This window comes from Streptomyces sp. NPDC047982, assembly GCF_043204165.1.
Classification (GTDB): Bacteria; Actinomycetota; Actinomycetes; order Streptomycetales; family Streptomycetaceae; genus Streptomyces.
This window is the reverse complement of the sequence record NZ_JBIDBS010000005.1, coordinates 177119-202627: the sequence shown is the minus strand read 5'-3', so window position 1 is coordinate 202627 and position 25509 is coordinate 177119. Positions and strand designations below refer to the sequence as shown.

The window sequence follows — 25509 nt, the reverse complement described above, 5'->3', positions numbered from 1 at the left end:
TTGCCAAAACCGGGCCGGATGAAGTCGGCGGCGCCCGGATGATCTCGGCGGCGTCAGTATGGCACCGCCAACGACTCGCCGACCGGCCCTGGTCACAGGGCCTTTCGGCCCTGTTCAGATGCTGTTCACCATGCTCCGGAACCCCGGCGTACGGGCGGTCGGAGGAGCGCACATACTGGTGGTCGTCCGCCTTTTCCCCGAGCCGATCGAGCATGGTGTGAACGACTTCGCGAAGTCCCCGCTGAGCACGGACCCGTCGCGGTCCGCCGACCCCGTGCGCGTCTTCATCCTCGACGACCACGAGGTGGTACGACGCGGTGTGCGCGATCTCCTGGAGGCCGAGGACGGCATCGAGGTGGTCGGGGAGGCGTCCGACGCCCGTGAGGCGCTGGCCCGGGTGCCCGCGACCAGGCCCCAGGTGGCCGTGCTCGACGTACGCCTCGGCGACGACCCGCGAGGCGACCACGCCGGGATCGAGGTCTGCCGGGAACTGCGCGCCCTGATGCCCGACCTGGCCTGTCTGATGCTGACGTCCTTCGACGACGACGAGGCGCTGTTCGACGCCATCATGGCGGGCGCGGCGGGCTATGTGCTGAAGCAGATCAACGGCGCCGACCTGATCGCCGCCGTTCGCACGGTCGCGTCCGGAACGTCGATGCTCGACCCGCGGACGACCGCGCGCGTCATGGCCCGGCTCAGGGGCCCCGAGACCGGACCCGCCGAGGAGCCGGAGCTCTCGGAACTGGACCAGCTCACGGCCAGGGAACGCCAGATCCTCGATCTCATCGGCGAGGGCCTCACCAACCGCGAGATCGCCGAACGCCTCTTCCTGGCCGAGAAGACCGTCAAGAACCGCATCTCCTCGATCCTCGCCAAGCTGGGCGTCGGCCGCCGGATCCAGGCCGCGATGCTCGTCGGCCGGCTCAAGGACCGCCAGGGGACCGAACAGATCCGGCGCGGCTGAGGCCGCTTCCCACCCCTGCACCGGGGGCCGACGGACGCCGGGCCCGACGCAGAGCCCGGGACCGACGGCGGACCGGCCGGCCGGCGCCCACCCCGCGGGGCGTCAGGCGTGGAGCGGGGCACGCCACACGATGCGGGTGCCGCCGCCCGCGGGACGCTCCACGCTCAGCGTGCCGCCGCACAGCTCCGCCCGCGTCCGCATGTTGGTCAGCCCGCCGCGCCTGACCGGCTGCTCGCCGGCACCGGTCTTTGCGCCGGGAACGGTCATGTGGGCGTCCGGGACACCGATGCCGTCGTCGGTGACGGTCAGGGTCACCGCGTCGTCCGCCGACAGCACGATGTCGATACGGCTCGCGCCCGCGTGACGCGACGCGTTGGACACCGCCTCGGCCGCGACCGCCACCACGTGCTCGGCCAGTTCGTCCGGGACGGTGGTGTCGACCGGCCCGTCGATCCGCACGGACGGCCGGAAGCCGAGCGCGCGCGCCGCCGTACGGGCCGTCTCCGCCATCCGGTGCCGCAGCCCGCTGGGCCCCGAAGCGTCCGCCGTGCGCAGATCGAAGATGGTGGACCGGATGATCCGGATCGTGGTGTCCAGGTCGTCCACCGCCCGGCTGACCCGCTCCGCCGCGCCCGGCCGGTCCGCGATGGCCCGAGTGGTGCTCTGCAGCGTCATCCCCGTCGCGAACAGCCGCTGGATCGCCAGGTCGTGCAGGTCGCGGGCGATCCGGTCCCGGTCGTGCATCACGGCGAGCTCCTCGGACTCGGCCCGCCCACGGGCCAGTTCCAGCGCGATCGCAGCCTGGTCGGCGAAGCCGGAGACGAGCGCCACCTCGGTGTCGTCGAACGGCGGCCGGCCCACCGGCCGTCCCAGACGCAGCGCGCCCATCGCCCCGCTGCCGAACCGCAACGGCACCGCCACCACCGGTCCCAGCCCGTCCTCGGCGCCGTCGCCGAACGGATGGGCGCGCGGATCCGTCCGTACATCGGCACAGTGCGCGGGCGTCCCGGTCCGCGCCGCGAGCCCGGCCAGCGACCCCGACGCCGGCACGGACAGGCCCGTCACACGGTCGCTGTCCCGCCCATGGGCGACAGCGACCGTGAGCCGCTCCTCGGCCCCCGACGCCGGGACCGGCGTGGCGACCGCCGCCCCCGGACGCGCCCCGGGCAGCAGGACCGCCGCCCGGTCCGCCCCCGCCACCTCCATCGCCCGTTCGGCGATCAGATGCAGCACCTCGTCGGCGTCCGCACCCGACAGAAGGGCACGGGTGATTTCGCCCAGCGCCTCCAGGCGCCGTTCCCGGCGACGGCTCTCCTCGTACATCCTGGCGTTGTCGATGGCGACCCCGGCGGCGATCGACAGCGTGGTCAGCACCGCCTCGTCGTCGTTGTCGAAACCCGCCCCGCCCCGCTTCTCGGTGAGGTACAGGTTTCCGAACACCTCGTCGCGCACCCGTATGGGCACCCCGAGGAACGTGCGCATCGGCGGATGGTGGGGCGGAAAGCCGTAGCTGCGCGGATGGCTGCCCAGATCAGTCAGCCGCAGCGGCTCCGGGTGATGGATCAGTTCGCCGAGGATGCCACGCCCGCACGGTGACTGCCCGATCCGGGCGGTGACCTCCTGCGACAGCCCCACCGGCAGGAACTCCAGCAGCTTCTGCCCGTCCCCGATGATGCCCAGCGCCCCGTACTGCGCGTCGGTCAGTGTCACCGCGGCCTCGACGATGCCGCGCAGCACCTCGGGCAGCTCCAGACCGCGCCCCAGCCCCATCACGGCGTCCAGCAGACCCCGCATCCGGTCCGGCCGGCTCGGCTGCGGCCACGCCGCATGGCGCGGGCACGAGGCCCCGGACGAACCCTCCCCCGGCACGTTGGTGCCGGGGGAGGGGACTCCGGACGCGGAGCCGGGCGCGGGAGGTGCTGTCTCTTCCATCGGGTCGCCGTTCTCTGGTGCCGTACGTCGTGCGCCGTACGCCGGGATCTGCTCACCGGATCACCGCAGGGCTGGGGCCGGTCCACGACCCGTCAGCCTACGGCAGGCCGCGGAGCGGCCGTGGGGCGGTGCACACCCCGCGCGAGAACGGCGTGGGACCGACCGGCCCCGAACGAGGCCCACGGCAGGGCCGACCGGCCCCCGCGGAAGGTGTCCGTCGGCCCCTGGGGAGCGCCGCCGCCCGCGACCAGCATGGTCCGGCGCCGGGAAGGTCCGGTCCGTCCGTCCCCCGTGAGCAGCCGGACCTTCCCGACCGATCCCGGACCGGAACCGCACGGCCGGGAACGCTCGGACAACCGCAACAACTGGAGGAATCAGTCCGGTGGACGCAATGGAAACGCAGGGCAGCGAGGCCGCTCCCGCACACGGCCCCCAGCCGCCCGGGCCCCGGCCCGCTCCCGCACCGGGCCCCGACCGTCCCGTCACCGGGACCGCTTCCGGGACCGTCCCCGAACGCCGCCCCTCGCGCGGCCGGCTCATCGTCTCGTGGCTCACCACGACCGACCACAAGCAGATCGGCACGCTCTACCTCGTCACCGCCTTCGCCTTCTTCCTGATCGGCGGCGTGATGGCACTGGTGATGCGGGCCGAACTCGCCCGCCCCGGCACGCAGATCATGTCCAACGAGCAGTTCAACCAGGCGTTCACCATGCACGGCTCGGTGATGCTGCTGCTGTTCGCCATGCCGCTGTTCACGGGCTTCGCGAACTGGCTGATGCCCCTTCAGATCGGCGCCCCCGACGTGGCCTTCCCCCGGCTGAACATGCTCGCGTTCTGGCTGTTCCTCTTCGGTTCGCTGATTGCCGCCGCAGGCTTCCTCACGCCCCAGGGCGCAGCCGACTTCGGCTGGTTCGCCTACGCCCCGCTGTCCGACGCGACGCACTCCCCGGGCATCGGCGCCGACATGTGGATCATGGGCGTGGCTCTCTCCGGCTTCGGCTCCATCCTCGGCGCGGTGAACTTCATCACCACCATCATCTGCATGCGTGCCCCGGGCATGACCATGTTCCGGATGTCGATCTTCACCTGGAACGTGCTGCTGACCGCGGTCCTCATCCTGATGGTCTTCCCGGTCTTCGCCGCGGCCCTCCTCGCACTGGAGATGGACCGCAAGTTCGGCTCGCACATCTTCGACCCGGCCAACGGCGGCGCCATGCTGTGGCAGCACCTGTTCTGGTTCTTCGGGCACCCGGAGGTCTACGTCCTGGCCCTGCCGTTCTTCGGCATCGTCTCCGAGATCGTTCCGGTCTTCTCCCGGAAGCCCATGTTCGGCTACATCGGCCTGATCAGTGCCACCATCGCCATCGCGGGCCTGTCCGTCACCGTCTGGGCCCACCACATGTACGCCACGGGCGGCGTCCTGCTGCCGTTCTTCTCGTTCATGACCTTCCTGATCGCCGTGCCCACCGGGGTGAAGTTCTTCAACTGGATCGGCACGATGTGGAAGGGGTCGCTCTCCTTCGAGACACCGATGCTGTGGGCCACCGGATTCCTCGTCACCTTCGTCTTCGGCGGACTGACCGGGGTCATCCTGGCCGCACCCCCGCTCGACTTCCACACCACCGACTCGTACTTCGTCGTCGCCCACTTCCACTACACGCTCTTCGGAACCGTCGTCTACGCGATGTTCGCCGGATTCCACTTCTGGTGGCCGAAGTTCACCGGCAAGATGCTCGACGAACGCCTCGGGAAGATGACCTTCTGGGTGCTCACGGTCGGCTTCAACCTCACGTTCCTCGTGCAGCACTGGCTCGGCACGCAGGGCATGCCCCGCCGCTACGCCGACTACCTGGCCGCCGACGGCTTCACCGCCCTCAACACCCTGTCCACCATCGGGTCGTTCCTCCTCGGACTGTCCTTCCTGCCCTTCTTCTACAACATCTGGAAGACCTCCCAGTACGGCAAGAAGGTCACCGGCGACGACCCCTGGGGCTACGGCCGCTCCCTGGAATGGGCCACCTCCTGCCCGCCGCCCCGGCACAACTTCACCTCCCTGCCCCGCATCCGCAGCGAGTCCCCGGCCTTCGACCTGCACCACCCGGAGATCGCCGCACTCGAACACGCCGGATCGCACTGATCCGCCGACGACCGGATTCGTGCCCCGTTCCCCAAGGAGAGATGACCGATGTCCCATGGAGTCCTGGCGCTCGGCGTCGCCGTGATCTGCATATCGGGGCACGTCTGGTACCTGCCCGCGTGCATCGACCTGCGCGCCGCACAGGACCGCCCGGTCTCACGGCGGCCCGCCGCGGCCGCCGTGCTGACCGGGTGGGCGTCCGCCGGCCTGACGATGCTCCTGCTGCTCGCACCGTTCACCCCCTGGGTCGCCGTGACGGTCGGGTCCGCCGGACTCTCAGCCACCCTGACCCTGGCCGTCCGGTCGTGGCTGCTGCGGCGCCAGGAACAGTGCGAGGAGGCGGCCCGCTGGGCCGCCCTCCTGCGGGTGCGCACCGCCACCCCCGCCCGCCGCCCCGATTCCGCCCGGCGCACCGGTCCGGCCCGGCACACCGAGGACGACCGCTGAGACCGTCGCGGACGACGTCGTGATGGAGCGGACCGGCGCCGGACCCCACGCGGCCGATCGGGGTAGTGTCGGGTGAGGACCATCGGATCGGAGCCTGCATGAGGGTCGAACTGCCGCCGGAGCCGGTGCACTTCGTCAACCGCGTAGAGGAGAGGGAGCGCGCCCTGCGCGCCGTCGAGGAATGGCGGGGCCGCTCACGGCCCCTGGTCCTGTCGCTGAGCGGCCCGGGAGGACTGGGCAAGACCGAACTGGCCTTCCACATCGCCCGCACCCTGCGCGACCGCTTCCCGGACGGGGTCCTCACCGTCGACCTGGACGACTACCGGGCGGGCGCGGAGCTGGACCCCGGTGAGGTCCTGGCGCAACTGCTCGACTCCCTCGACGTACCGCCGGATCTGTTGGAACGCCAGTTCAGGGCGCGGTGCCGCCAGTACTGGAAGAAGACCGCCGAGAGCCGGCTGATCGTCGTCGTGGACAACGCCCGCTACGCCTCGGAGGTCGTCCCCCTCCTGCCGGCGTCGGGCGACAGCCTGGTCGTGGTCGCGAGCCACGGTCCGCTGTACGACCTGGAGGACGGCGCCGCCGTCGACATGGCGCTGCCGACGCTGGCGGATCCCGCGGCGACGGAACTCCTGGAACTGATCGTCAGGGACCGGCGCCTGGCCGCCGATCCGGAGGCGGCACGCACCATGGTGCGGCTGTGTCACGGTCTGCCCGCGGCCCTGCACGTCGCGGGGCGCTGGGTCCGCGCCCACCGGGTGCGACCGCTCGACCGCCTGGTCGCCGACTTCCGCTCGGAGCTGGACGAGAAGGGAGTGACGCCCGGAGTGGAACGCATCTGGGACATGGCCTACCGCGGTCTGTCCGACCCGGCGGCCACGCTCTACCGGCTGCTGCCCGACCACCCGGGCCCCACCTTCACCCCGGAGTCCGCCACCGCGCTGCTGGGACGGGGGACCGGGACCGGACAGGACGCGCTGGAGGAGCTGCACCGGGCCGGCTTACTGGAACTGGCCGCGGCGCGGCGAGGAGAAGCCGGCCGGATGCGCCTGCCCGGCCCGCTGCACGGCCATGCCCGGCGGCGCTCCCGCGAGCACGACGCGCGCGGCGAGTCGGCCGAGGGACAGGCACGGGTGGTGCGCTGGTACGTCCGGCAGGCCCAGCTCGCCGACCGGTACGCGGCCGGTCGGCGCCTGGTCGTCGCGGACCTCTTCGATCCCGTGCCCGGCGCTCCGGACGTGTCTTTGGAGGACCCGGAAGCGACGGGTGACCGCGCCGTCCGGTCGGAGCGCTCCGAGCGCGCCGCCCGCTGGTTGCACGCCGAACGCCACGCGCTGTACGCGTGCGTGCGCCTGGCCCACGGGCGGGGCCTGGACGCCGAGGCCGTGGCCCTGTGCGAGCCCGTGTGGACGTACGCACTGGACCACCCCCACCAGTCCGATGTGACCGAGGTCTTCCGGCTCGGCGCCGCTTCGGCCGTCCGCTCCGGCAACGCCGCGTGGGTCGTGCGGATGCGCTGTCAGCTTGCCCGCCCGCTGTGGGAATCGGAACGACTGACCGAGGCGGAACGGGAGATCACAGGCGCACTGGCCGCCGTCGATCTGCTGGGTCCGTCGCCCCGGGACCGCAAGCTCCACGCCTCGACGATCGAGTTCCGCGGCATGCTCAACTCCGCACGCGGCGACTGGAACGCGGCGATCAGTGATTTCGCCCGCTCCCGCGAGGTGCACAGGGCGATCCCCAACCCCTACGGGGCCCTGCTGCAGACCTACCGGATGGGGCAGGCGAGCGCGGAACTCGGCGACCTGGAGGAGGCGTACCGCCTGCTGACCGAGGCGCACGAAGCGGCCGTGGCGGACCACCGCGAGCGGATGACCGCGCGCACGGGCTTCGTGCTCGGCGGTGTCCTGCGGCGGCTCGGCCGCACCCACGAGGCCCGACGGCTGTACGGGCAGGCGCTGGAGAGGGCCCGCCAACGGGGCTCCGATGTCGAGCAGGTGCGGGTTCTCGACGCGTTCGCGGAGCTGGCCCACGACGAGGGACGGGACACGGAGGCCGAGGAACACCGCGCCGCCGCGGACGCCATCCGCAACCGCAACGGCCTCGCCCGCGAGGGAGGCTGACCTCCTCTCGGCTGTGACCGCCCCTGTCGGCCGGGGTGCCGGTCACGGTACCCGGGGGCTGTCTCCCATGGTGTCCGGCGGGCCCGACGAGAGCCCGTGGCGCCTTGCCGCGTCGCCGGAGGGCTCGCGTACATCCGGCATGCGGGTGCCCTCCGCGCATCCGACCTCGCGCGCCGGCCCACCACGGATCACGGGACAGCCCTCAGACCAGCCGCCCGGTCTCTTCGTCGGTGGCCGGCCGGACCAGGACGGGGAACGCCCGGTCGCCGATGCGGCAGGTCAGCCGCACCTCGCCGTCGGGCCCGCCGTGGCGGCCCGACAACCAGGCGTGGACGGCGGACAGGGCGGCGGCCGGGTCGGCGCGCACGACGCGGCCGTCCTCGGACCGGGGGCCGACCAGCACGGCGCGGGCGCGTTCTTCGCCGCGGAGCGCGAGCACGCACAGCTCGGCGGACAGTACGGCCGCGGCCGTGCGGCAGCCCGGGTACTCGAAGAGGGCGTGCCGCGTCCACCCGGACGCCGTCCACGCCGCGTCCGGCAGACCGGCGGTGGGCGGGAGCGGGCGGCGGTACAGCAGACCGGCCGAACGGGCGAGCTGCTCCCGGGCCGCACCGTGTTCCACCGCCAGGTGGTGCCCGGGCACACCGAGCCCGGCGGGGCGCCGGTCGATCCGGATCGCGGTGCCGCAGACCTCGGCGTGGACGTCGAACGCGGCGGGCACACGGGTGGCGCCCACGGGGGAGGGCAGCAGCCGGGGCGGGGCGCCGAACCGGGGCGCGGCGAGGCCGAGAAGGCCGTACACCTCGGTCCGCAACAGGTCCAGAGCTTCGCCGCAGCGGTCGAACGCGGCCCGGGCCGCGGCGAGTCCGGGCCCCGGCCGGTACGCGGCGAGTGCCTCGCGCACGTCCGAGGCGGGTCCCAATTCCGGTACCGCGCCCAAGAGGGTGTCCATCGGGCTGCCGGGGATCAGTTCCGCACCGCCGCGGTGGACGCTCACGACCGGCCGGTCACCGGCCGCCGCGTAGTACAGCGCCGTCGAACCGTGGTCGGTGATCAGCGCGTCCGCGGCGATGAGGACGGATGCCCAGTCCTCGTACGGACCCGTCAGTACCATGCCGGCGTCCAGGCCGGGCGCCAGACGCTCGGTCAGTTCGTACTCGCCCAGTCGGCTCCGTTCGTTGGGGTGCACGATCAGCGCCAACTGATATTCGTCGTAAGGGAGATGGGCCGCGAGCTCGACGGGGAGCCCGGGACGCCGGTGGAGCAGGGACTCCGGACCCCAGGTCGAGGCGAGCACGAGCAGGGTGCGCGGCCCGGTGTCGAGGGCTGCCCGGTAGCGGTCGCGGAGGGGAAGCGAGGCGAGGACGCGTTCCAGGGTGGGATCGCCGATGACCTTGGCCCGCTCGGCGGCTCCGGGACCGGCGGCGGCCAGCCGGGCGATCTGGTCGGGGTGGGCCAGGGCGTGCAGGGTGATCGGTGTGCCGTCCCCCTCCGGCGACAGGTACCGGGGATCCAGTCCGGAGGCGGAGTCGGCGGAACCCTCGCCCGGAATCGACTTGTTGAACCCGGCCCCGTGCGGCAGCAGCACGTGCGTACCGCGGAGCCGGCCCAGTTCGCCCTTCGGGCTCGCCGCGAGCACCAGGTCGTACGTGCGTCGGCACGCCTCGTCCCACGGAAGCACGCGGCCCTTGACGGCGTCGATCACGGACAGTGTGTCGACGTCGAAGTCGGAGCCGGGAACCAGTGTGAAGAAGCGGGTGAAACGCTCATCCCCGGAGAAGGCCAGAAGGGAGTCCAGCAGGCGGTACAGGGCCACCGCCGACCGCGCGGCCAGCAGCACGGACCTCTCGCCCGTCGCCCGTCGCCCGTCGCCCGTCGCCCGTCGCCCGTCGCCCGTCGCCCGTCGCCCGTCGCCCGTCGCCCGTCGCCCGTCGCCCGTCGCACCAAGCCTCCATTCTAGCCGAGAGCGGCCGCGTGGATCCGGTTTCCGCAGGTGGGGAAGGTCGTTCGCGTCGTCCAGCGACATGATCCGATCGTACCGCGCAGCGGTTTCCGGTCGGACGGGCAGTGATCCGTACCGCATGTTCGCCAAGTGCGGTGCGCGGATCCGAGGCGGTCGGGAGGATGGCGGGATGAGTGAGTTGGGAATCGCGCTGATCGCCGCGGGGGCGGCCGTCGCGGGCAGCGTCGCCACGGGATGGTTCACCCGGAACGCGGGCATCCGGCAGGCCGACGCGGCACGCCGGGCCGGTGAACGGCAGGCCGACGCGCTGCTGGAGACGGTCCGGACGACCCTTCAGGAGCAGGCGGCCGTGCGCGTGCTCGATCTGCGGCGCCAGACCTATGTGCGCTTCCTCGAAGCGGCGGAGGCCCGGACCCTGACCGAGCGGACCGGCCGGGGACGCGGGGACGACGACGGCCTTCTGGAACGTGCCCTGGTCACGGTCCTCCTGGAAGGACCGGCCGAGGTCGCCGCCGCGGCCCAGGACCTCGTCGATCGTCTGCGCCGCCATGAGAGGCCCGACGACCTCATGGAGGCGAAGCTCGCCTTCCTCGCTGCCGCGAGAACCGCGATGAGCCCGCCGCCGGCCGGATGACCGGTGCCCGTGAAGCTCGCGGGGCCGGGAGTCGGAGGCCGACGGCCGGGGCGGCCTGGCAGCCGCCGGGTGGCGGGAGCCGGGACCGCTACTCGAAGCGGGTCGCGTCACCGGCCCCCCGGCGCACGACCTCGACCCCGCCGCCGGAGAAGTCGACGACGGTCGTCGGCTCGGTGCCGCAGTCGCCCGAGTCGACCACGATGTCCACCACGTGGTCGAGACGTTCCTTGATCTCCCAGCCCTGTGTCAGCGGTTCGTCCTCGTCGGGCAGGAGCAGTGTGCTGGAGAGCAGCGGCTCACCGAGTTCGGCGAGCAGCGCCTGTGTGACGACGTGGTCGGGGATCCGGACGCCGACCGTCTTCTTCCTGGGGTGCAGCAGCTGACGCGGCACCTCCTTCGTCGCCGGGAGGATGAACGTGTAGCTGCCGGGCGTCGCCGCCTTGATCGCGCGGAACACGTCGTTGTCGATGTGCACGAACTGGCCCAGCTGCGCGAAGTTCCTGCACATGAGGGTGAAGTGGTGGCGGTCGTCGAGATGCCGGATCGACCGGATCCGTTCGAGTCCGTCACGACTGCCCGGCCGGCACCCGAGCGCGTAACAGGAGTCCGTCGGATACGCGACGAGCGCTCCCGACCGGATGCTCTCGGCCACGGACCGGACGGTGCGCTGCTGGGGATTTTCGGGGTGTACGTCGAAGTACTTCGCCATCCGCCGAGTCTAAGACCGACCGGCACATGGGGGCGTTGCCCCCAGCACGCGGCCTCGCGCGTCCGGGAATCCGGCGGTACCCCGGGGCTCGTGCCACGACCGCGCCCGCGTCGCCACCGTTCACGAAGTGGCGCCGGGCGGAAGCGAAGAAACAGGCGCCGACGCGGGCGGCTCAGCGCGTCGTGCGTGTGGACCCGCCCGCCCCCCGCAGCGCCTGCCGGGCCGCCCAGAGGACGGACACGAGCGGCACCGCCACCACCGCGCCCAGCACCCCCGCCGTGATGGCGCCGCCGATCACCGCGACCGCGACCACGACGGGGTGCAGACGGACGGCCCAGCTCATCACGAGGGGATGCAGCAGATGGCCCTCGATCTGCCCGATGACCACGATCAGTGCGATGACGACGACCGCCACGACGGGGCCCTTCGCCGCCAGGGCCACCACGCTGGCGACCGCCAGCGCGATCGGCGAGCCGATCAGCGGGACGAACGCGGCGAAGAACTCCAGCAGTGCCAGCGGAACCGCCAGGGGCACCCCGAGCGCCGAGAGGGCCAGCCCCACGAGCACGGCGTTGGTCGCGGCCACCAGGACGATGCCGTGGGTGTAGCCGGTGAACGTCCGCCAGGCCGCCCGGCCCGCGATCTCCGCCCGGGCCCGGGCGGTCCGCGGGAGCTGTGCGCAGAACCAGTCCCAGTGCCGGTCCCCCGAGTGGATGAAGAAGACGGAGCAGAACAGGGCGAGCGCGAAGACCGTCACCACTTCGATCAGCCGCCCCACACCGATGAGGGCCGTACTGATGACGGCGGCGCGATGACGGGAGAAGTACTCGCCGATCCGGGACTGGAGACCGTCGAGCACATGCGGGTCGAGTCGGAACGGAGCCGCCTCCAGCCAGCGTTTGATCCGCTCGAGTCCCTCACCGAACGCCCGTTCCAGCCCGGCGCTTTCCCCCGCCACCGCCTTGCCGGCCAGACTCAGCACGCCGAGGACCAGGACGATGCTGCCGAGCACGGCCAGGGCGACGGCGAGCGGTCGGGGCACCAGACGGGCGAGTACATCCGCGGCGGGGCGCAGCATCGCGGTGCCGACCAGACCGAGGAAGACGGCCACCGCCACTTCGTGGAACCGCCCCAGGACGGAGAAGGCGGCGTACACGACGGCCCCCACGACGAGAATGCGCCACGCGTACGCGGCGCACGCCCGCAGCGTGGGGTTCACCCGGGGCTCGCGCCCGCCGGAACGGGGCGGCGAGGGACGTGCGCGCGCGGTCCGGGGCGATCCGTGCCGCACTCGGCGGGACGCGGCACGACGACGCGTCCGGCGTGCTCCGGGCGACCAGCCGGAGGCCGTGCTGTCGGGCTGCGGATGCGATGACCTGGGCATTCCCCTGCTGGTATCAGCAGGGACGGTGCCGTTCGAGGCTCCTGCGGCGACATGCGCGGGAAGTCACCCTACGGGCGGAGCCGCCGGCGCGCCCCGGGGGCTCCTGTCCCATGCGGGCCCCCGAGGGCGACATCCGGGCCGGGGGCGGCGGCGGGAGGACATCGGCCGTCGTTCCACGTGTCCCCGCGGCGGCGTCCGGCGCATACTGGAGTGAGATGCGTGATTGGAGGACTCCATGATTGTCCTTGGCGTCATTCTGCTGATCCTCGGCCTGGTGACGGGCATCTCGATCCTGTGGACCATCGGCATCGTGCTCGCCGTGATCGGACTCGTCCTCTGGGTCCTGGGCGCCGTGGGGCATGCCGTGGGCGGGCGGCGGCACTACTGGTAGGACCTGGTCCGCCCCGTACCACCGCCCCGCGCTCCCGCTGTCGCCGCCCGCCGTCGGCGGCACCAGGCAGACCCCGATGCCGAGGGCCTTTGACGACCCGTACACCTGCTGGTGGACGCATGTCTCCGCACCGGCGTGCCGCTGCGTCCCCCACCGGCGGGGATCGGCGCCCGATGGTGGATCAACGGCGCCGTCGAGGAGTGACGAGGAGCGACTTGGGGCGGTGGTCACGGGCGGGCCCTTCCGGGGGCCGCCCCGACCGGCCGCCCCCGGCACGGCACGTGACCGGCGGGGGCGGCGAAGAGCGCGGCGGCGTCCGCACCGGACTCACAAGGCGCGTTCGACGAGGAACGGGAGCAGTGCGAGGATCTCGTCGAGCGCGCCCGGTGCCAGCGGAACGCTCTCCAGGCTGCGGCGCGCTCCGTCCAGATGCCGGTGGGCCTCGACCAGCGTCGCCTCCCGCCCGCCGGCCTCTTCGACGAGATCGGCGGCCCGCCGTGCGGCCGGGGCGTCGAGCGGGTCGCCGGTGCCGAGAAGAACCGCCAGGCGCCCGGCGGCCGGACGGTCCGAGGCCAGGGCCGCGAGCACGGGGTACGTCTTTTTCAGTCGTCGCAGGTCGCCGTGGACGGGCTTGCCCGTGACCTGGGGATCACCCCAGATACCGAGAAGGTCGTCCACGGCCTGGAACGCCACCCCGAGGTGCCGGCCGGCGTCGGCGAGGGCGTCGACGGTCGCGGACGGCGCACCGGCCAGCACACCGCCGAGCCCCGCCGCGCAACCGAGCAGCGCGCCTGTCTTGTGCTCGGCCATCCACCGGTACTCCCGTGGCCGCACCGCCTTCGGGCCGGTCCAGGGCCGGGACTCGAAGAGCAGGTCCTCGGCCTGACCGCGCACCAGATCGGCCAGCGCCGCGGCGAGATGCCGCACCGCTGCCGCGCCGTGCGCGCCGGGAGCCTCGGCCAGCGTCCGCACGGCCAGTGCGAACAGGGCGTCCCCCGCGAGGAGCGCCGGCCCCGTTCCGTACGCCTTCCAGGCGGTGGCACGCCGTCTGCGGGTCTCGTCGCCGTCCATGATGTCGTCGTGGAGGAGCGAGAAGACATGGATCAGCTCGACGGCGACCGCACCGACCACGGCATCCTCCGCGGGCGCGCCCGCGGCCTCGGCGGCGAGCAGAGCGAGCGCCTGACGGATCCCCTTGCCTTGCGAACCCGGCGGGGGACCGCCGTCCGCCGTCTCCCAGCCGAAGGAGTAGGCGGCCATCTCCGCGTGCCACGGGTGCAGTTGGCGCACGGCACGCACGAGCGCCGGGCGGACCAGGTCGCGGCAGCGGCCGAGGATCTGCGGCGCGGTGGGGCTGCGCGTCACGGACGGTGAGGTCATCGTCGCCCGCTCTCCTCGTCCGCCCCGTCACCGGCTGGTGCCACACCCAGTTCGGCGAACGCCTTGTCCACCATCTCGCGGGCGTTGAGCAGGCCGATGCGGTCCAGGGTGCGGCGCAGTTCGGTCAGGTCGGCCGCGGTCTCCTCCGGGGCGCGGCCGAGCCGGGCGAGCGACTTGACCAGTCCCAGCCGGGCCAGGGCCTCGCCCCGGGGTTCGGCCATGGCACGGAACTCGTCGAGCGCCTGCTCGTAGACCTGTCGCGCCTCCTCGTAACGGCGGGCGCGGAAGAGGACGTTGGCTCGCATCTTGTGGTTGTACGCCAGCGCGCTGGACAACTTCATCTCGTGGCAGGCGAGTTCGGCCTCCGAGAGCAGGGCCAGGGCGCGCTCCGGGTCGTCCCGCAGGGAGATGATGTCGGCCATGCCGCGCAGCGCCCAGGCCCGGCCCCGCCGGTCGTCCGCCGCCCCGGCCAGTTCGGCCGCCTCCTCGAACATGGCCAGCGCGCTGTCCAGCGAACCGGTGTTGCGGTGGATCTGAGCGATGCCCTCCAGGGCCCAGACGGTGTGGCGAGCCTCGCCGCGGGCACGCGCCTCGGCCAGAAGCTGTTCGTGCAGGGCTGCGACGGTCCGGTAGTCGCCCTGTATGCGGCCGGTCTCCGCGAGACCGGCGAGGGAGTATCCACGCGCGACGATGTCACCGCCGCGTTCGCCCATCTCGGCCGCGAGTTCCAGCAAGCGGAAGGCGAGCCTGAGTTCACCACGCTGCCGGGCGAGCGTGCCGCCGCTCCACAGTGCCCACGCCATCGACCCCTGGTCGCCCGCCGAACGGGCCGCGCGGTAGCTGGCCTTCCAGGCCCGGTCCGCCTCCTCGACGTTGCCGAGCCGACGATGCGCCTCGGCCACCGCGAGCCCGCACCGTGCCACGTCCTGCCGCGACCCGGTGAGCTCGGCCTCCCTCAAGTGCCGTAGTCCTTCCGCGAGTACGTCCGTGAGTGAGGAGTTCACCGACATCTTGGTCAGGGCACCCTGGTACTCGGGTGCCAGTGCCTTGCTGTGCATGGAAGCCTTTCGCGCGCGTCCGGGCCGCCGACCGTGACTATGCACTCCATGTATGCACTCGGTGCATAGCTGATTGGTGGTCGCATCCGGGCACTCGTGGGGTTTCGGACTGGGTGTCTCTTGCGGCGAACCGCCTTGCTGTGGATCAAGACGGTGGGAATGTGCCGGAGGTTGCTCCGCGCTCGACGGAAGTCGAGCACCGGCTGATTCGTGCCAGGCGGCCGGGAGTTGACGGCTGTCCCCGGGCGGCCGGTTCGGTCGGCTCGGGCCGTCCGGGAGGCGGGTGAGCGGTCGTGGCCGGACGGCCGGGTCCGTCGTGCGTGCGCGTGCGGTGGGCGCTCCGGTGCTACCGGGGCCGGGGTGCGCGGGCGGCTGCGGCGACGCGGCCCCGCCCTCGGCTTCCGTGGCGTGGGCGCCGACGGCGGCGCGAGGGGCTCAGGGCCCGATCCGGCCGCACGTCAGCGGTCGAGCGGCCTGCCCCAGGCGGTGGGGGCGGCCGAGGCGAGGTCGGCCCCGCACACCGGGCGCCGCTCGTCGTGCCAGACGGCCGTCAGCGGCATGTGCGCGTAATTCGCACGACCGGGTGGTCCTCGGCGAACCGGGAGTGCGGAGGGCGGCGCTCTCGCGCGCGCCCGGGCCCGCGACGGGGCGAAAGGGGCCGGCCGGCCACCGTCGACGGGCCGTCATCCGGATGCGGAGCCGTCGTCCTCCGGGGCCGCCTGCCGGGGGACGAGCCGGAATCGGCCCCGCGGGCCCGCGCGGTGTGGGCCGGATCCGCTTGTGGAGCGCCATCGGAGCCTTCTGGCTAAGCTCGACGGGGGGTCGGATTCCAGACCGACGGAGGCTCCCATGACGACGGCAATCGAACTGCGCGATGTGGCCCCCCGGCTCGCCACCGGAGCGTTCATCCTGAACTCCGGCCTGGGCAAACTGAAGGCGGACGAGAACACCGCCCGGATCATGCACGACATGGCCTGCGTCGCCTACCCGTTCCTGAAGAAGGTCGAGCCCGGGCGATTCACCCGGATGCTCGCCTGGTCGGAGGTGGCGATCGGCGGCGCCCTCGTCGCCCCGATCGTGCCGACGCGACTGGCCGGACTGGCGCTGACCGGGTTCTCCGGAGGGCTGCTCGGCCTCTACCTGCGGTTGCCCGGAATGCGCGAACCCCGCAGCCTGCGGCCCACGCAGAACGGCGTCCCGCTGGCCAAGGACACCTGGATGCTGGGCATCGGGCTCGGACTCCTCGGCGCGGGCGCCCGCCGGACGGCCCCCCGCCGTTCCTGGTGCCCCCGATGCCGTTGCCGTCGCCGGGGCTGACGGTCAGCCGGGCCCGGGACCGGCGCCCGCGGAACGCGCCCGGGGCGGGCGAGTCCGGGCGCCGGGCGGGCCACCGGACCGAGCCGCCGCACCCTCGTCGGCGGGACATGGGCCCACACCGTGCGTGCCATGGCCGCCCCGCGCCGCCGCTATCGGCCGGCTCGGTCTCGACCGTCCGGTGCCGGGCGGCTTCAGCGGCGCTCGCGACGAGTCTGCGGGCCGGGGCGGTCCCGAGATGGGCCAAGTACGTCAACGCCCCCTGCGCGCGCAGCATTTCCAGGTAGCGGTCCATCACGGAGGCGGCCATGTCCGGGTCGGAGTTGGTGATCGGCAGGCCGGAGACGATCACGTCGTAGGACCTGTCGGTGTCCAGATGCTCGACGTGTGTCTCCGCGCACGGCGGCCCGGGCCTCGCACCGGCACCGCTTTGGCCTCTCGTCGCAGCCGTGGTGGCCGGAGCGACCGACCGGCATCCGACCGCGTCCCCCGGCGCGCGTCGCTTCCTGCACACCGCCCGCACCGGACCGGCATGGGCCGGGCACGGGTGGACCGGCTGACGCCGCGTGAGCGCGAGGTGCTGGTGCTGCCGGCCGAGGGGGCCACGAACGCGGAGATCACCGGACGGCTGCGCATGAGCGAGAGCGCCGTGAAGGCCCATGTCAGCCGCATCCTGACTACGCTGGGGGTGGGAAACCGCGTCCGGGCGGCGCCGGCCGCCGGGGACGCCGGGCTGACGCAGGAAGCGCTCCGTCCCGTACATGGTGACGGTGGGTGATGCTCTGGTGTGCGGTGTCCCGTGAAACCTGGTTCCGTGGCGGAGGCGGCTCCACCCACAGACCCAAGGAGTGATCATGAGCGAGTCGGATGAATACCGTGGCCGGGTGAAGGAGTTGCGCGCCAAGGCGAAGGACCTCAAGGAGGCAGCCGAGCGCACCACCGACCCCAAGGAACGCCAGCGCCTGAAGGACAGGGCCCGCAGGATCGAGGCGGAGAGCGAGCAGGTCAGCGGCATGGCGAGCGGGGACATCTACCCCATGGACTGAAGCCCCCTCGCACCCGTGGAACCAACCGGTCGCCCCTCCCCGCGGGGTGTCCGTTCACCGGAGCGGCCCCATGGGGCGGCCGCTCGGCACAGCAGCGCCCGCCTCCCTCCGGTGGCACGCGGGCGCACGACCGCGCGGGTCCCCGAGCACCCATGATCGCCGCTCGGGGGCCGCGTGGCTCCGTGCGACGGGCCGGAGAACCCGTGCGGGCGCCGGACGTCGAACAAGGACGTGAACCCAGTGATCGCGGCCACCCGCTTCTCGGCTCTCCCTGCTCGACCGCTCCCGCATCCGTGAGGGCCACGACGGCCCGCAGGCGCTCCGCGACACCATGTGGCGAGGAGCCCGGCGAGCTGCCCGGGACCGCGGGCCCGGTAGCGCGAGACGGCGCACCATGGTCCGACCGTCGGCGGAACGCCCCGCGCCGCGCAGGTCGTGCCCTCCTCCCGCCCCACGCGGACACCGAAACACTCCCGCACGCCGCGGCCGGGCGGCGTGCCGGGCGCGGCTCGCGTGTCGATGGCGGAGCACCGGCACGGCAGCGGCCATCGTGAGGGGCATGAACAGCGCTGACCTTTTGACGGACGCGTTCGGCCGCGTCCAGGAGACGGTGCACGCGGCGGTCGAGGGCGCGTCGCGCGCCGACCTCCACGCACGGCTCGACGACGGGGCGAACACGATCGCCTGGCTCGTCTGGCACCTCACCCGCGTCCAGGACGACCACGTCTCGGACGTCGCCGGAGTCGAGCAGGTCTGGTCCGCCCAGGACTGGGCCGGCCGTTTCGACCTGCCGTTCGAGGAGTCCGCCACCGGATACGGCCACAGCTCCGCGGACGTGGCGGCCGTGCGCGTGAAATCGGGCGACCTGCTGCTCGGCTACTACGACGCCGTCCATGAGCAGACCCTCGCATTCGTGCGCGGGCTCGACGGCAGGTCACTGAACCGGGTCGTCGACGAAGCATGGTCGCCGCCGGTCACCCTCGGGGTCCGACTGATCAGCGTCATCTCGGACGATCTGCAGCACGCCGGGCAGGCGGAGTTCGTCCGAGGGGTTCTCGCGCGCGGGTAGCCCGTCGCGCACGGGAGTGGGGCGCGTCGTGGGCCGGTGCGGGGTGCTCCGGCCCGTCGCACCGCCGTCTCCTCCCGTCTCCCGGTACCGAGGCCGCTGGACGGCGCGGCCCCGGCATCGGGGAACCGGGCGTCTCACACCTTGAGCCCGACGCCGCTCACCGCGTGGCCCTGCAGCTCGTCCACCCCGCCACGGGCGGGGTCCGGGCGCCAGGCCGATGTCCTCACCACACCCGGTTCGACCAACTGCAGGCCGTGGAAGAAGTCGGCGATCCGCTCGGGGCTGCGCAGGCGGTACGAACCGGCCGAGTTCGCGTTGTACGAAGCGACGGCCTGGTTCAGCGAGTCGCTCGTGTTCGTGCCGTCGCTGAGTGCCAGATAGCTTCCCGGGGGGAGGCCCGCCAGCAGCCGGTCCACCACCGTCCACGGATCGTCCTCGTCGGGCAGTTGCCCCATGATTCCCAGCATGGTCAGCCCGACCGGCCTGCTGAAGTCCAGCGTCCTGGCCGCCTCGGAGAGGATGGTGTCGACATCCCTGACATCGGCGTCGATGTATGCGCACGCGCCCTCCGGGGTGCTCGTGAGCAGGGCGCGCGCGTGGGCCAGGACGAGCGGATCGTTGTCGACGTACACGATCCTGGACTCGGGAGCCACTCGCTGGGCCACCTCGTGCGTGTTGTTCGCCGTGGGCAGGCCCGTGCCGATGTCGAGGAACTGGCGTACGCCGGCCTCCGCGGTCAGGAACTGCACCGCGCGGGCGAGGAAAGCCCGTTGGAGGCGGGCGATGGCGGCGAAGTCCGGGAACGCCTTCAGGATCATGTCGCCCATCTGCTGATCGACGGCGTAGTTGTCCTTGCCGCCCAGAACGTAGTTCCACACACGGGCCGAATGGGGGCGGTCCGCCTGAACACGGTCGGCCGGGGACTGCGATGATGTACTCATGGCCAGATCTTCACACATGCCATACGCGCTTGCCCTCGGTGAGCTCCCGGACGACGGAGGCATCCGGGAAAGCGCTTTCTTGCCAGGACGCGTCCGGCGGAGAAATCGCTGACGGTTCCTCAACCGACCCGCAGGCGCCGCGGATTCGGCGGGCCGGTGTCCGTATCCCTTCCGGGAGCGGAACATCGGGTGCTCGGTTCGCGCACCCGTGGACGCCGGAGCAGGGGCAGGGCCGAGGCGGGGACGCGGGCCGATCGAACCTCAGCCGTCGATGCGCAGTTTCTTCGCGAGGGCAGGCGGTACGGGGTAGGCGCGCTCCGGCGGAAGCATCCGCTGGGCCTGCGCCGCCCGCCCGTTCTGCCGCGCCGCCGCGATCGCGCGCACCTGCGGGGTGATGTCGGTGAGGTCGACGACCCACTCCTCGGCGAAGGTGCGGATCAGCCCTCGTCCGATCCCGACCTGGATGCTGTAGTGGTTGAGGGCGGCTCCCCGCAGCGAGCGCTCCGGGTCCCACTGGACATGGACGGGCGCCTGTGCCACCGCCGCCGGATCGGAGGTCGTCAGCACCGCGGCGGACAGTGCCTCCTCCCATCCGGCCCGGGTGATCCGTACCGCCAGGACGCGTTCCTGCCCGGATTTTCGCGCCCAGTTGCTGCGGTGCATGAGCCACAGGAACGACGGCTTGATCCATGTCATCCGGTGGAACGAGAACGGTGCCACGAAGCGCTTCGCGCGCAGGCAGGGATCGGCGACGGCGGGTGAGTACGCCTGGTGGACCACGATCGTGCGGGCGTCGTACTGGGCGCGTATCTGGTATTGGGGGGACACTCGGTCCACCCTGCCGAGCAGCCGATCACGCCGCAATCGCATTTCCCGCTCGTGCGGACCGTTCGCGCCCCGGGCGTCGTGCCCCGCGCTCCGGCGCCAAGACACGCGGATCCGTCGGGCCGTGCGGGGCGCGGGAGATGACAGAGTTCTCGCAGCAGCCGGACACGCCGGAGCAACGAGCCCGACATCGGCGCGTTCCCGTGCCACGCGTCCGGACGCCTCGGTATCCGCATGTCGACGATGGGACAGATGCCATGCCTCTCCAGGGCGAGTACGAGCCGAGCCCCGAGAAGTGGGTCCGCGATCAGGTCGAGTTGTTCGAGAGCTCCGGCGGGACGGAGGGAACCACGATGCGGGGTCTGCCGGTGGTCATCCTGACCACCCGCGGGGCCAGGAGTGGAAAGATCCGCAAGACCCCGCTCATGCGGGTGGAGCACGAGGGGACGTATGCGGTGGTCGCCTCGCAGGGAGGCGCCCCCAAGCATCCCGTCTGGTACCACAACGTCGTGGCCGACCCCCGGGTGGAACTCCAGGACGGCCCGGTGCGGCAGGACATGAACGCCCGTGAGGTCACCGGCGAGGAGAAGGCGCTGTGGTGGCGGCGTGCGGTGGAGGCGTTCCCCGACTACGCCGACTACCAGCGCAGGACCGAGCGGCAGATCCCGGTCATCGTCCTGGAACCGATGGCCGAGCAGCACTGACGACCGCTGCGGGCAGGCGCCGCGAACGCGCCCGCGCCTCCCCGCGCGACGGACCCGCCGGGACGGCCGCTCGCCCCCGGGGCGCTCGCGTCCGCCGCGCCGTGCGTGCCGTACGCGTACGGCACGCCGCGCGCCCGGTTGCGCGGCAGGCGCGCGTCGGCGGATTCCGTGTCCGGTCAGGCGGTCAGCTTTCCGGGCAGCCAGGCCAGTTGTGCGGCCTGCTGGAACGGCCCGCCGCCCTCGTGGTCGTTGAAGTCGTACACCTCGATGGCCTTGTCCGGGTGGGCGTAGGCGTTGTAGGCGGCGAAGACGGTCGACGGCGGGCAGGTCATGTCCTCCAGGGCCGTCGAGAACAGCGCGGGCGCCCGGCCGCGCGCGGCGAAGTGCACCCCGTCGAAGTAGGAGAGGGTGGTCTTCGCACGCTCGGCCCGGCCCCGGTGCGTCTTGAGGTAGTTGCCCACTTCGCGGTACGGGGCGCGGTCGGTGATGGTCAGCGCGCGGGGGAAGTCGCACAGGAACGGGACGTCCGGCGCGATCGCCGCCAGGTCGGGTATCAGCCCGCCGACGGCGAGCGCGATGCCTCCGCCCTGGCTCTCGCCGACGGCCGCTGTGCGCGCCGCGTCGGTCAGCGGATGCGAGCGTGCCGCCTCCACCGCCCGTACCGCGTCGGTGAACACGCGCCGGTAGTAGTAGGAACGCGGGTCCTCGATGCCCCGGGTCATGAACCCGGGGAACGAGGGCGCGCTGCCCACCGGGTCGGGGGTGTCGCCGGCCTGCCAGCCGCTGCCCTGGCCCCGGGTGTCCATCACGAAGTGGGCGAACCCGGCCGACGCCCAGAGCAGATAGGTGTGGGGCAGGCCCCGTCCGCCGTTGTAGCCGAGGAACTGCACGACCACGGGGAGCGGTTCGGTGGTGTCGGCGGGGAGGACGAACCAGCCCTTCACCGGATGACCGCCGTAGCCCGCGAACGTCACGTCGTACACGTCCACGGTCTTCAGCCCCGTGTCCGCGCGGGGCTCGAACCGGGCGCCGAGCTCGTAGGACCGCGCTTCGTCGAGGGTCTTCGACCAGAACGCGTCGAAGTCCGCCGGTTCCACCGACCGGCTGCGGTAGTCGCGCAGTTCCTCGACGGGCAGATCGAACAGGGACATGAGGAACCGCCTTCGTCACGGGGGTGAGCGATCACCCGTGGGTTGTCGCTCACACGGTACGGGCACGGCGGAGCGACGGCGGCGGGTGCCCTCCCGCACGGAAGAAGCCGCCACGGTCTTTGACGGTTGCCGGTCCGGCCGCAACGGTGGTCGCCGACGCGCATGCTGCTGGTCCGGCCCAGGGACGGCAGCGGCTACCGGCAGGCAGGCAGGCAGGCAGGCAGGCCGTGCCCCGTCCGCCCTCCGGGCCCGGGCCCGCGCTCCGGGGCCGCGACCGGCCGTACCGCGGCCGTGTGCTGAACTGTTCGCGGCACATCGGAATCAGGAGCGGCTTGTGAGCAGTTATCGGCACCCCGGCGCGGTCTTCACCGACCGTTGCTTCACGGTCCCGCTGGACCACGCGGATCCGGGCGGCGAACAGATCGAGATCTTCGGCCGCGAGGTCGTGGCGAGCGGCCGCGCCGACGAGGAACTGCCCTGGCTGGTCTATCTGGAGGGTGGTCCCGGCTTCGGCGCCCGGCGCTTCGTGGGTCCGGAGGCATGGCTGGGCCGGGCCCTGCGGGAGTTCCGCGTACTGCTCCTCGACCAGCGCGGCACCGGCCTGTCCACCCCGGCCAACCGGCAGACGCTGCCGCTGCGCGGCGGACCGCGCGAGCAGGCCGACCACCTCGCGCACTTCCGGGCCGACAACATCGTGCGCGACTGCGAGCTGATCCGGCCCCGGCTGACCGGTGGCGGGCCGTGGACGGTCCTCGGCCAGTCCTTCGGCGGCTTCTGCGCCGTCCGCTATCTGTCGGCCGCCCCCGAGGGACTGAAGGCCGTCCTCATCACCGGCGGACTGCCCTCCCTCGACGCCCACGCCGACGACGTCTACCGGGCCGCGTACCCGCGGATCGAGCGCAAGGTCGCTGCCCACTACGCCCGCTACCCGCAGGACGTCGAGCGCGCCCGGCGGATCACCGCCCACCTCGCGGAACACCGCCCCGAGAGCGCGGGACACCGGCTGACGCCCGAAGGATTCCAGTCGCTCGGCATCATGCTGGGAAGCGGTAACGGCAGCCACCAACTGCACTACCTGCTGGAGAACGCCTTCGTCCGCACCCCGCACGGCACCGAACTCTCCGACACCTTCCAGGAGGCCATGCGTTCGGCCACGTCGTTCGCCGGGCATCCGCTGTACGCGCTGATGCACGAGGCCATCTACGGCCAGGACGAACGCCCCACCGCCTGGTCCGCCGAGCGGATGCGTGCCGAGTTCCCGCAGTTCGACGCCGCCGCGGCACTGGAGGGAGGCGGCCCGGTCCTGTTCACCGGGGAGACCATCCACCCCTGGCACTTCGAGGTCGACCCGGCGCTGCGCCCGCTGCGCGAGACCGCCCACCTGCTGGCCGACCGCACCGACTGGGCACCGCTTTACGACCCGGAGCGCCTGGCCGTCAACGAGGTGCCGGTCGCCGCCGCCGTCTACCACGACGACATGTACGTCGACACCGGGCACGCGCTGCGGACGGCGGAGGCGATCCGGGGACTGCGCGTGTGGGTCACGAACGAGTACGAGCACGACGGTCTCCGTGCTGGGGGCCCGCGGGTCCTCGACCGGCTGCTGGCCCTCGTCCGCGACCAGATCTGACCCGCCGGCACGAGGGGAGGAGCCGGTCACGCGCTCGCGCGACCGGCTCCTGCCGTGTGAGCGCCGCGGGTCAGCCCTGGAGGGCCCGCAGCGTCGCGTCCAGGTCCGTGGCCGAGCGCGGGGCGCGGTTGCAGGGCAGCTTGGACAGGGCCGCCGCCATGCCGCAGGTGTTGGTCACGGCCGAGAAGACCAGTCCGGAGCCGACACCGGCGGAGATCCAGCGCGCGGCCGGGAAGCGCAGGCCCGTCAGCAGCCCCGCCACCACGAGCGAACCCGCGGCGAGCCGGACCTGGCGTTCCATCGGCCACGTCGCCCGGGCTCCGGCGGGCCGGTCGAGAGTCCGGCCCTCGTTCTCCCAGGCCGAGGTCCCGCCCGACAGGGTCATGGCGTCGACATCGGCCGCCGCGAGCATGTCGCAGGCACGGGTCGAGCGGACGCCGGAGGCGCACACCATCAGCAGCGGCCTGCGGGCAGCGGCGGACTTGAGCGCGGGCACGGCCTCGGGGAGACGGTCCAGCGGGATGTTCAGCGCGCCGGGAACGTGCCCGGAGGCGTACTCGCCGGGGGATCGCACGTCGACGACGGTGAACTCCGCGAGCCGGGCCGCGGCCTGGGCGGGGGAGAGGGAGGCGGTGCTGGTCACGAACAGTCGTCCTTTCGTTCACCGGGACACGGAGGGACTCGGTCCGTCCGTCCCCATTCAGGTTAGAATACCCCTTGGGGTATCAGAGGAGGGTGTGTGCAACTCGACATCGCGGCCGACGAACTGAAGTCGGTCCTCAATCGCCTTCGTCGCGCTCAGGGGCAGCTGGCGGCGATCATCCGGATGATCGAGGAGGGCCGGGACTGCGAGGACGTCATCACGCAGATGGCGGCCGTGTCCCGGGCGCTCGACCGCGCCGGTTTCGCGATCATCGCCACGGGCCTCCAGCAGTGCCTGGCCGACGGCGGGAGCGAGCCGGCGGACCGGGACCAGATGCGGGCGCGGCTGGAGAAGCTCTTCCTCTCGCTGGCCTGAACCGGCCGACGGGAAGGGCGCCTACGGGCAGGGCCCCCGGGGCGGGCTTCGAAAGGCCCGTCCGGCCCGCGACCGAGTCCGCCGCCCCGGCCGGGGAGCCCGGTGGCGGCGCCGGGCTCCGTGCCCGCCCGGTGCGCGCGGTGCGCGTCGCCGCTTCCTCGTCCGCCGGGGCGGGGATGACCGGGGGCGGGCGCGGGGTCCGTGCCGTCACGCAGGCCCGAACCGCTACCGGTCCCCGGGGGCGAAGCGCGGTCCGGGCGGCGGCGTCGACGGGCCCGCCCCCGGAGTTCGTGAGCCGGGCCGTTCACGGGAGCCGTGCGACCGCTCGGTGAGCGCTGCCGCAGTGGTTTCGCCGACAGCGTCGTGAAGGCCACTCATGCAGGCATGGCAAGTGCACCGGAACCGCGAGCGGGCGAGGCGATGCGGCTCGAAGAGACCGGACGCCCCACGCCCGGAGGGACCGGACGCCCCACGCCCGGAGGGCGGGCAGTGCTGCTCAGGATGCGCGCGGCGAACGCCGACTTCCCCGACTCGCCGCTCGGCCGGGGGCGGCACCAGATGCGGTCCCGCTGCCGTTCACGCCCGGGAGTTGGGGTGCGGCGGCGGATCCACGCGCCTGTGCCCGTCGTTCCGGTGCCGGGCGGGGGTACCGGGAACCCGTTTACCTGCTGTTTAATTGCGATGGATTC

General features: G+C 72.7%; 23 protein-coding genes. 13 read left to right on the top strand and 10 right to left on the bottom strand.

The features are described 5' to 3' along the window. Positions 1–130 precede the first annotated feature (130 nt). The gene (locus tag ACGF2V_RS08255; RefSeq protein ID WP_389047225.1) at positions 131–964 is read left to right on the top strand and encodes a response regulator; all 834 of its coding nucleotides are present in this window, start codon (positions 131–133) and stop codon (positions 962–964) included. 102 nt (positions 965–1066) lie between these two features. On the opposite strand, the gene ACGF2V_RS08250 is transcribed toward ACGF2V_RS08255, so the two are convergent. Then, complete coding sequence (locus ACGF2V_RS08250) at positions 1067–2758, bottom strand: GAF domain-containing protein (RefSeq protein ID WP_362704895.1); 1692 nt, start codon at positions 2756–2758, stop codon at positions 1067–1069. A gap of 529 nt (positions 2759–3287) precedes the next feature. Here ACGF2V_RS08250 and ctaD point away from each other — a divergent pair. The 3 genes from ctaD (at position 3288) to ACGF2V_RS08235 (ending at position 7603) form a co-directional block, all read left to right on the top strand. Continuing rightward, positions 3288–5033 (top strand): cytochrome c oxidase subunit I, encoded by a 1746-nt coding sequence (ctaD, locus tag ACGF2V_RS08245; RefSeq protein WP_389047271.1) that lies wholly within the window; start codon positions 3288–3290, stop codon positions 5031–5033. A gap of 48 nt (positions 5034–5081) precedes the next feature. Further along, positions 5082–5480: a hypothetical protein gene (locus ACGF2V_RS08240; protein WP_362623050.1), complete on the top strand. Its 399-nt coding sequence runs from the start codon at positions 5082–5084 to the stop codon at positions 5478–5480. A gap of 98 nt (positions 5481–5578) precedes the next feature. Beyond that, the gene (locus ACGF2V_RS08235; RefSeq protein WP_362623053.1) at positions 5579–7603 is read left to right on the top strand and encodes a tetratricopeptide repeat protein; all 2025 of its coding nucleotides are present in this window, start codon (positions 5579–5581) and stop codon (positions 7601–7603) included. A gap of 202 nt (positions 7604–7805) precedes the next feature. Here ACGF2V_RS08235 and ACGF2V_RS08230 read toward each other — a convergent pair whose 3' ends face one another. Then, complete coding sequence (locus ACGF2V_RS08230) at positions 7806–9443, bottom strand: translation initiation factor 2 (protein ID WP_362704677.1); 1638 nt, start codon at positions 9441–9443, stop codon at positions 7806–7808. A 292-nt stretch (positions 9444–9735) separates the two neighbouring features. Here ACGF2V_RS08230 and ACGF2V_RS08225 point away from each other — a divergent pair, with 292 nt between their 5' ends. Next, positions 9736–10200 (top strand): hypothetical protein, encoded by a 465-nt coding sequence (locus ACGF2V_RS08225; RefSeq protein WP_362704674.1) that lies wholly within the window; start codon positions 9736–9738, stop codon positions 10198–10200. A gap of 88 nt (positions 10201–10288) precedes the next feature. On the opposite strand, the gene ACGF2V_RS08220 is transcribed toward ACGF2V_RS08225, so the two are convergent. Both ACGF2V_RS08220 and ACGF2V_RS08215 read right to left on the bottom strand, forming a co-directional pair. After that, positions 10289–10909 carry an L-threonylcarbamoyladenylate synthase gene (locus ACGF2V_RS08220; RefSeq protein ID WP_362623060.1) on the bottom strand — a complete coding sequence of 207 codons (621 nt, stop codon included), beginning with the start codon at positions 10907–10909 and terminating at the stop codon, positions 10289–10291. A 172-nt stretch (positions 10910–11081) separates the two neighbouring features. Further along, complete coding sequence (locus tag ACGF2V_RS08215; protein ID WP_362704671.1) at positions 11082–12128, bottom strand: AI-2E family transporter; 1047 nt, start codon at positions 12126–12128, stop codon at positions 11082–11084. A 400-nt stretch (positions 12129–12528) separates the two neighbouring features. Here ACGF2V_RS08215 and ACGF2V_RS08210 point away from each other — a divergent pair, with 400 nt between their 5' ends. Further along, a complete protein-coding gene (locus ACGF2V_RS08210) occupies positions 12529–12684 on the top strand; it encodes a DUF6131 family protein (protein ID WP_351521565.1) in 156 nt (51 codons plus the stop codon). Between the two features lie 327 nt (positions 12685–13011). Here the strand turns inward: ACGF2V_RS08210 and ACGF2V_RS08205 are convergent, their stop codons facing one another. Further along, on the bottom strand, positions 13012–14064 hold the full coding sequence (locus ACGF2V_RS08205; protein ID WP_362704669.1) for a polyprenyl synthetase family protein: 1053 nt from the start codon (positions 14062–14064) through the stop codon (positions 13012–13014). Further along, positions 14061–15122 (bottom strand): tetratricopeptide repeat protein, encoded by a 1062-nt coding sequence (locus tag ACGF2V_RS08200; RefSeq protein ID WP_362623067.1) that lies wholly within the window; start codon positions 15120–15122, stop codon positions 14061–14063. The genes ACGF2V_RS08205 and ACGF2V_RS08200 overlap by 4 nt, the downstream gene beginning before the upstream one ends. Before the next feature lie 849 nt (positions 15123–15971). Here ACGF2V_RS08200 and ACGF2V_RS08195 point away from each other — a divergent pair. The 4 genes from ACGF2V_RS08195 (at position 15972) to ACGF2V_RS08180 (ending at position 18551) form a co-directional block, all read left to right on the top strand. Continuing rightward, the gene (locus ACGF2V_RS08195) at positions 15972–16439 is read left to right on the top strand and encodes a hypothetical protein (RefSeq protein ID WP_362623070.1); all 468 of its coding nucleotides are present in this window, start codon (positions 15972–15974) and stop codon (positions 16437–16439) included. Between the two features lie 529 nt (positions 16440–16968). Further along, positions 16969–17214 (top strand): LuxR C-terminal-related transcriptional regulator, encoded by a 246-nt coding sequence (locus ACGF2V_RS08190; RefSeq protein WP_389047218.1) that lies wholly within the window; start codon positions 16969–16971, stop codon positions 17212–17214. Positions 17215–17290: 76 nt separating this feature from the next. Beyond that, entirely contained in the window at positions 17291–17482 is a 192-nt protein-coding gene (locus ACGF2V_RS08185) for a DUF6381 family protein (protein WP_362623072.1), read from the top strand. Positions 17483–18041: 559 nt separating this feature from the next. Further along, positions 18042–18551 (top strand): DUF664 domain-containing protein, encoded by a 510-nt coding sequence (locus ACGF2V_RS08180; RefSeq protein WP_362623074.1) that lies wholly within the window; start codon positions 18042–18044, stop codon positions 18549–18551. A 134-nt stretch (positions 18552–18685) separates the two neighbouring features. Here ACGF2V_RS08180 and ACGF2V_RS08175 read toward each other — a convergent pair whose 3' ends face one another. Beyond that, positions 18686–19492, bottom strand: a complete 807-nt coding sequence (locus ACGF2V_RS08175; protein WP_362623077.1) for an SAM-dependent methyltransferase — start codon at positions 19490–19492, stop codon at positions 18686–18688. 261 nt (positions 19493–19753) lie between these two features. Continuing rightward, a complete protein-coding gene (locus tag ACGF2V_RS08170) occupies positions 19754–20320 on the bottom strand; it encodes a DUF4291 domain-containing protein (protein ID WP_362623079.1) in 567 nt (188 codons plus the stop codon). A gap of 254 nt (positions 20321–20574) precedes the next feature. Between ACGF2V_RS08170 and ACGF2V_RS08165 the strand changes: the two genes are divergently transcribed. Next, on the top strand, positions 20575–21021 hold the full coding sequence (locus ACGF2V_RS08165; protein WP_362623082.1) for a nitroreductase family deazaflavin-dependent oxidoreductase: 447 nt from the start codon (positions 20575–20577) through the stop codon (positions 21019–21021). Positions 21022–21197: 176 nt separating this feature from the next. Here the strand turns inward: ACGF2V_RS08165 and ACGF2V_RS08160 are convergent, their stop codons facing one another. Then, on the bottom strand, positions 21198–22172 hold the full coding sequence (locus ACGF2V_RS08160; protein ID WP_362623085.1) for an acetylxylan esterase: 975 nt from the start codon (positions 22170–22172) through the stop codon (positions 21198–21200). A gap of 334 nt (positions 22173–22506) precedes the next feature. On the opposite strand from ACGF2V_RS08160, the gene ACGF2V_RS08155 reads away from it, so the two are divergent. Continuing rightward, a complete protein-coding gene (locus ACGF2V_RS08155) occupies positions 22507–23802 on the top strand; it encodes an alpha/beta fold hydrolase (protein WP_362623087.1) in 1296 nt (431 codons plus the stop codon). A 70-nt stretch (positions 23803–23872) separates the two neighbouring features. Here ACGF2V_RS08155 and ACGF2V_RS08150 read toward each other — a convergent pair whose 3' ends face one another. Then, complete coding sequence (locus tag ACGF2V_RS08150) at positions 23873–24445, bottom strand: rhodanese-like domain-containing protein (RefSeq protein ID WP_362623090.1); 573 nt, start codon at positions 24443–24445, stop codon at positions 23873–23875. A gap of 96 nt (positions 24446–24541) precedes the next feature. Between ACGF2V_RS08150 and ACGF2V_RS08145 the strand changes: the two genes are divergently transcribed. Further along, positions 24542–24820 carry a metal-sensitive transcriptional regulator gene (locus ACGF2V_RS08145; RefSeq protein ID WP_073784356.1) on the top strand — a complete coding sequence of 93 codons (279 nt, stop codon included), beginning with the start codon at positions 24542–24544 and terminating at the stop codon, positions 24818–24820. Positions 24821–25509 lie beyond the last annotated feature (689 nt).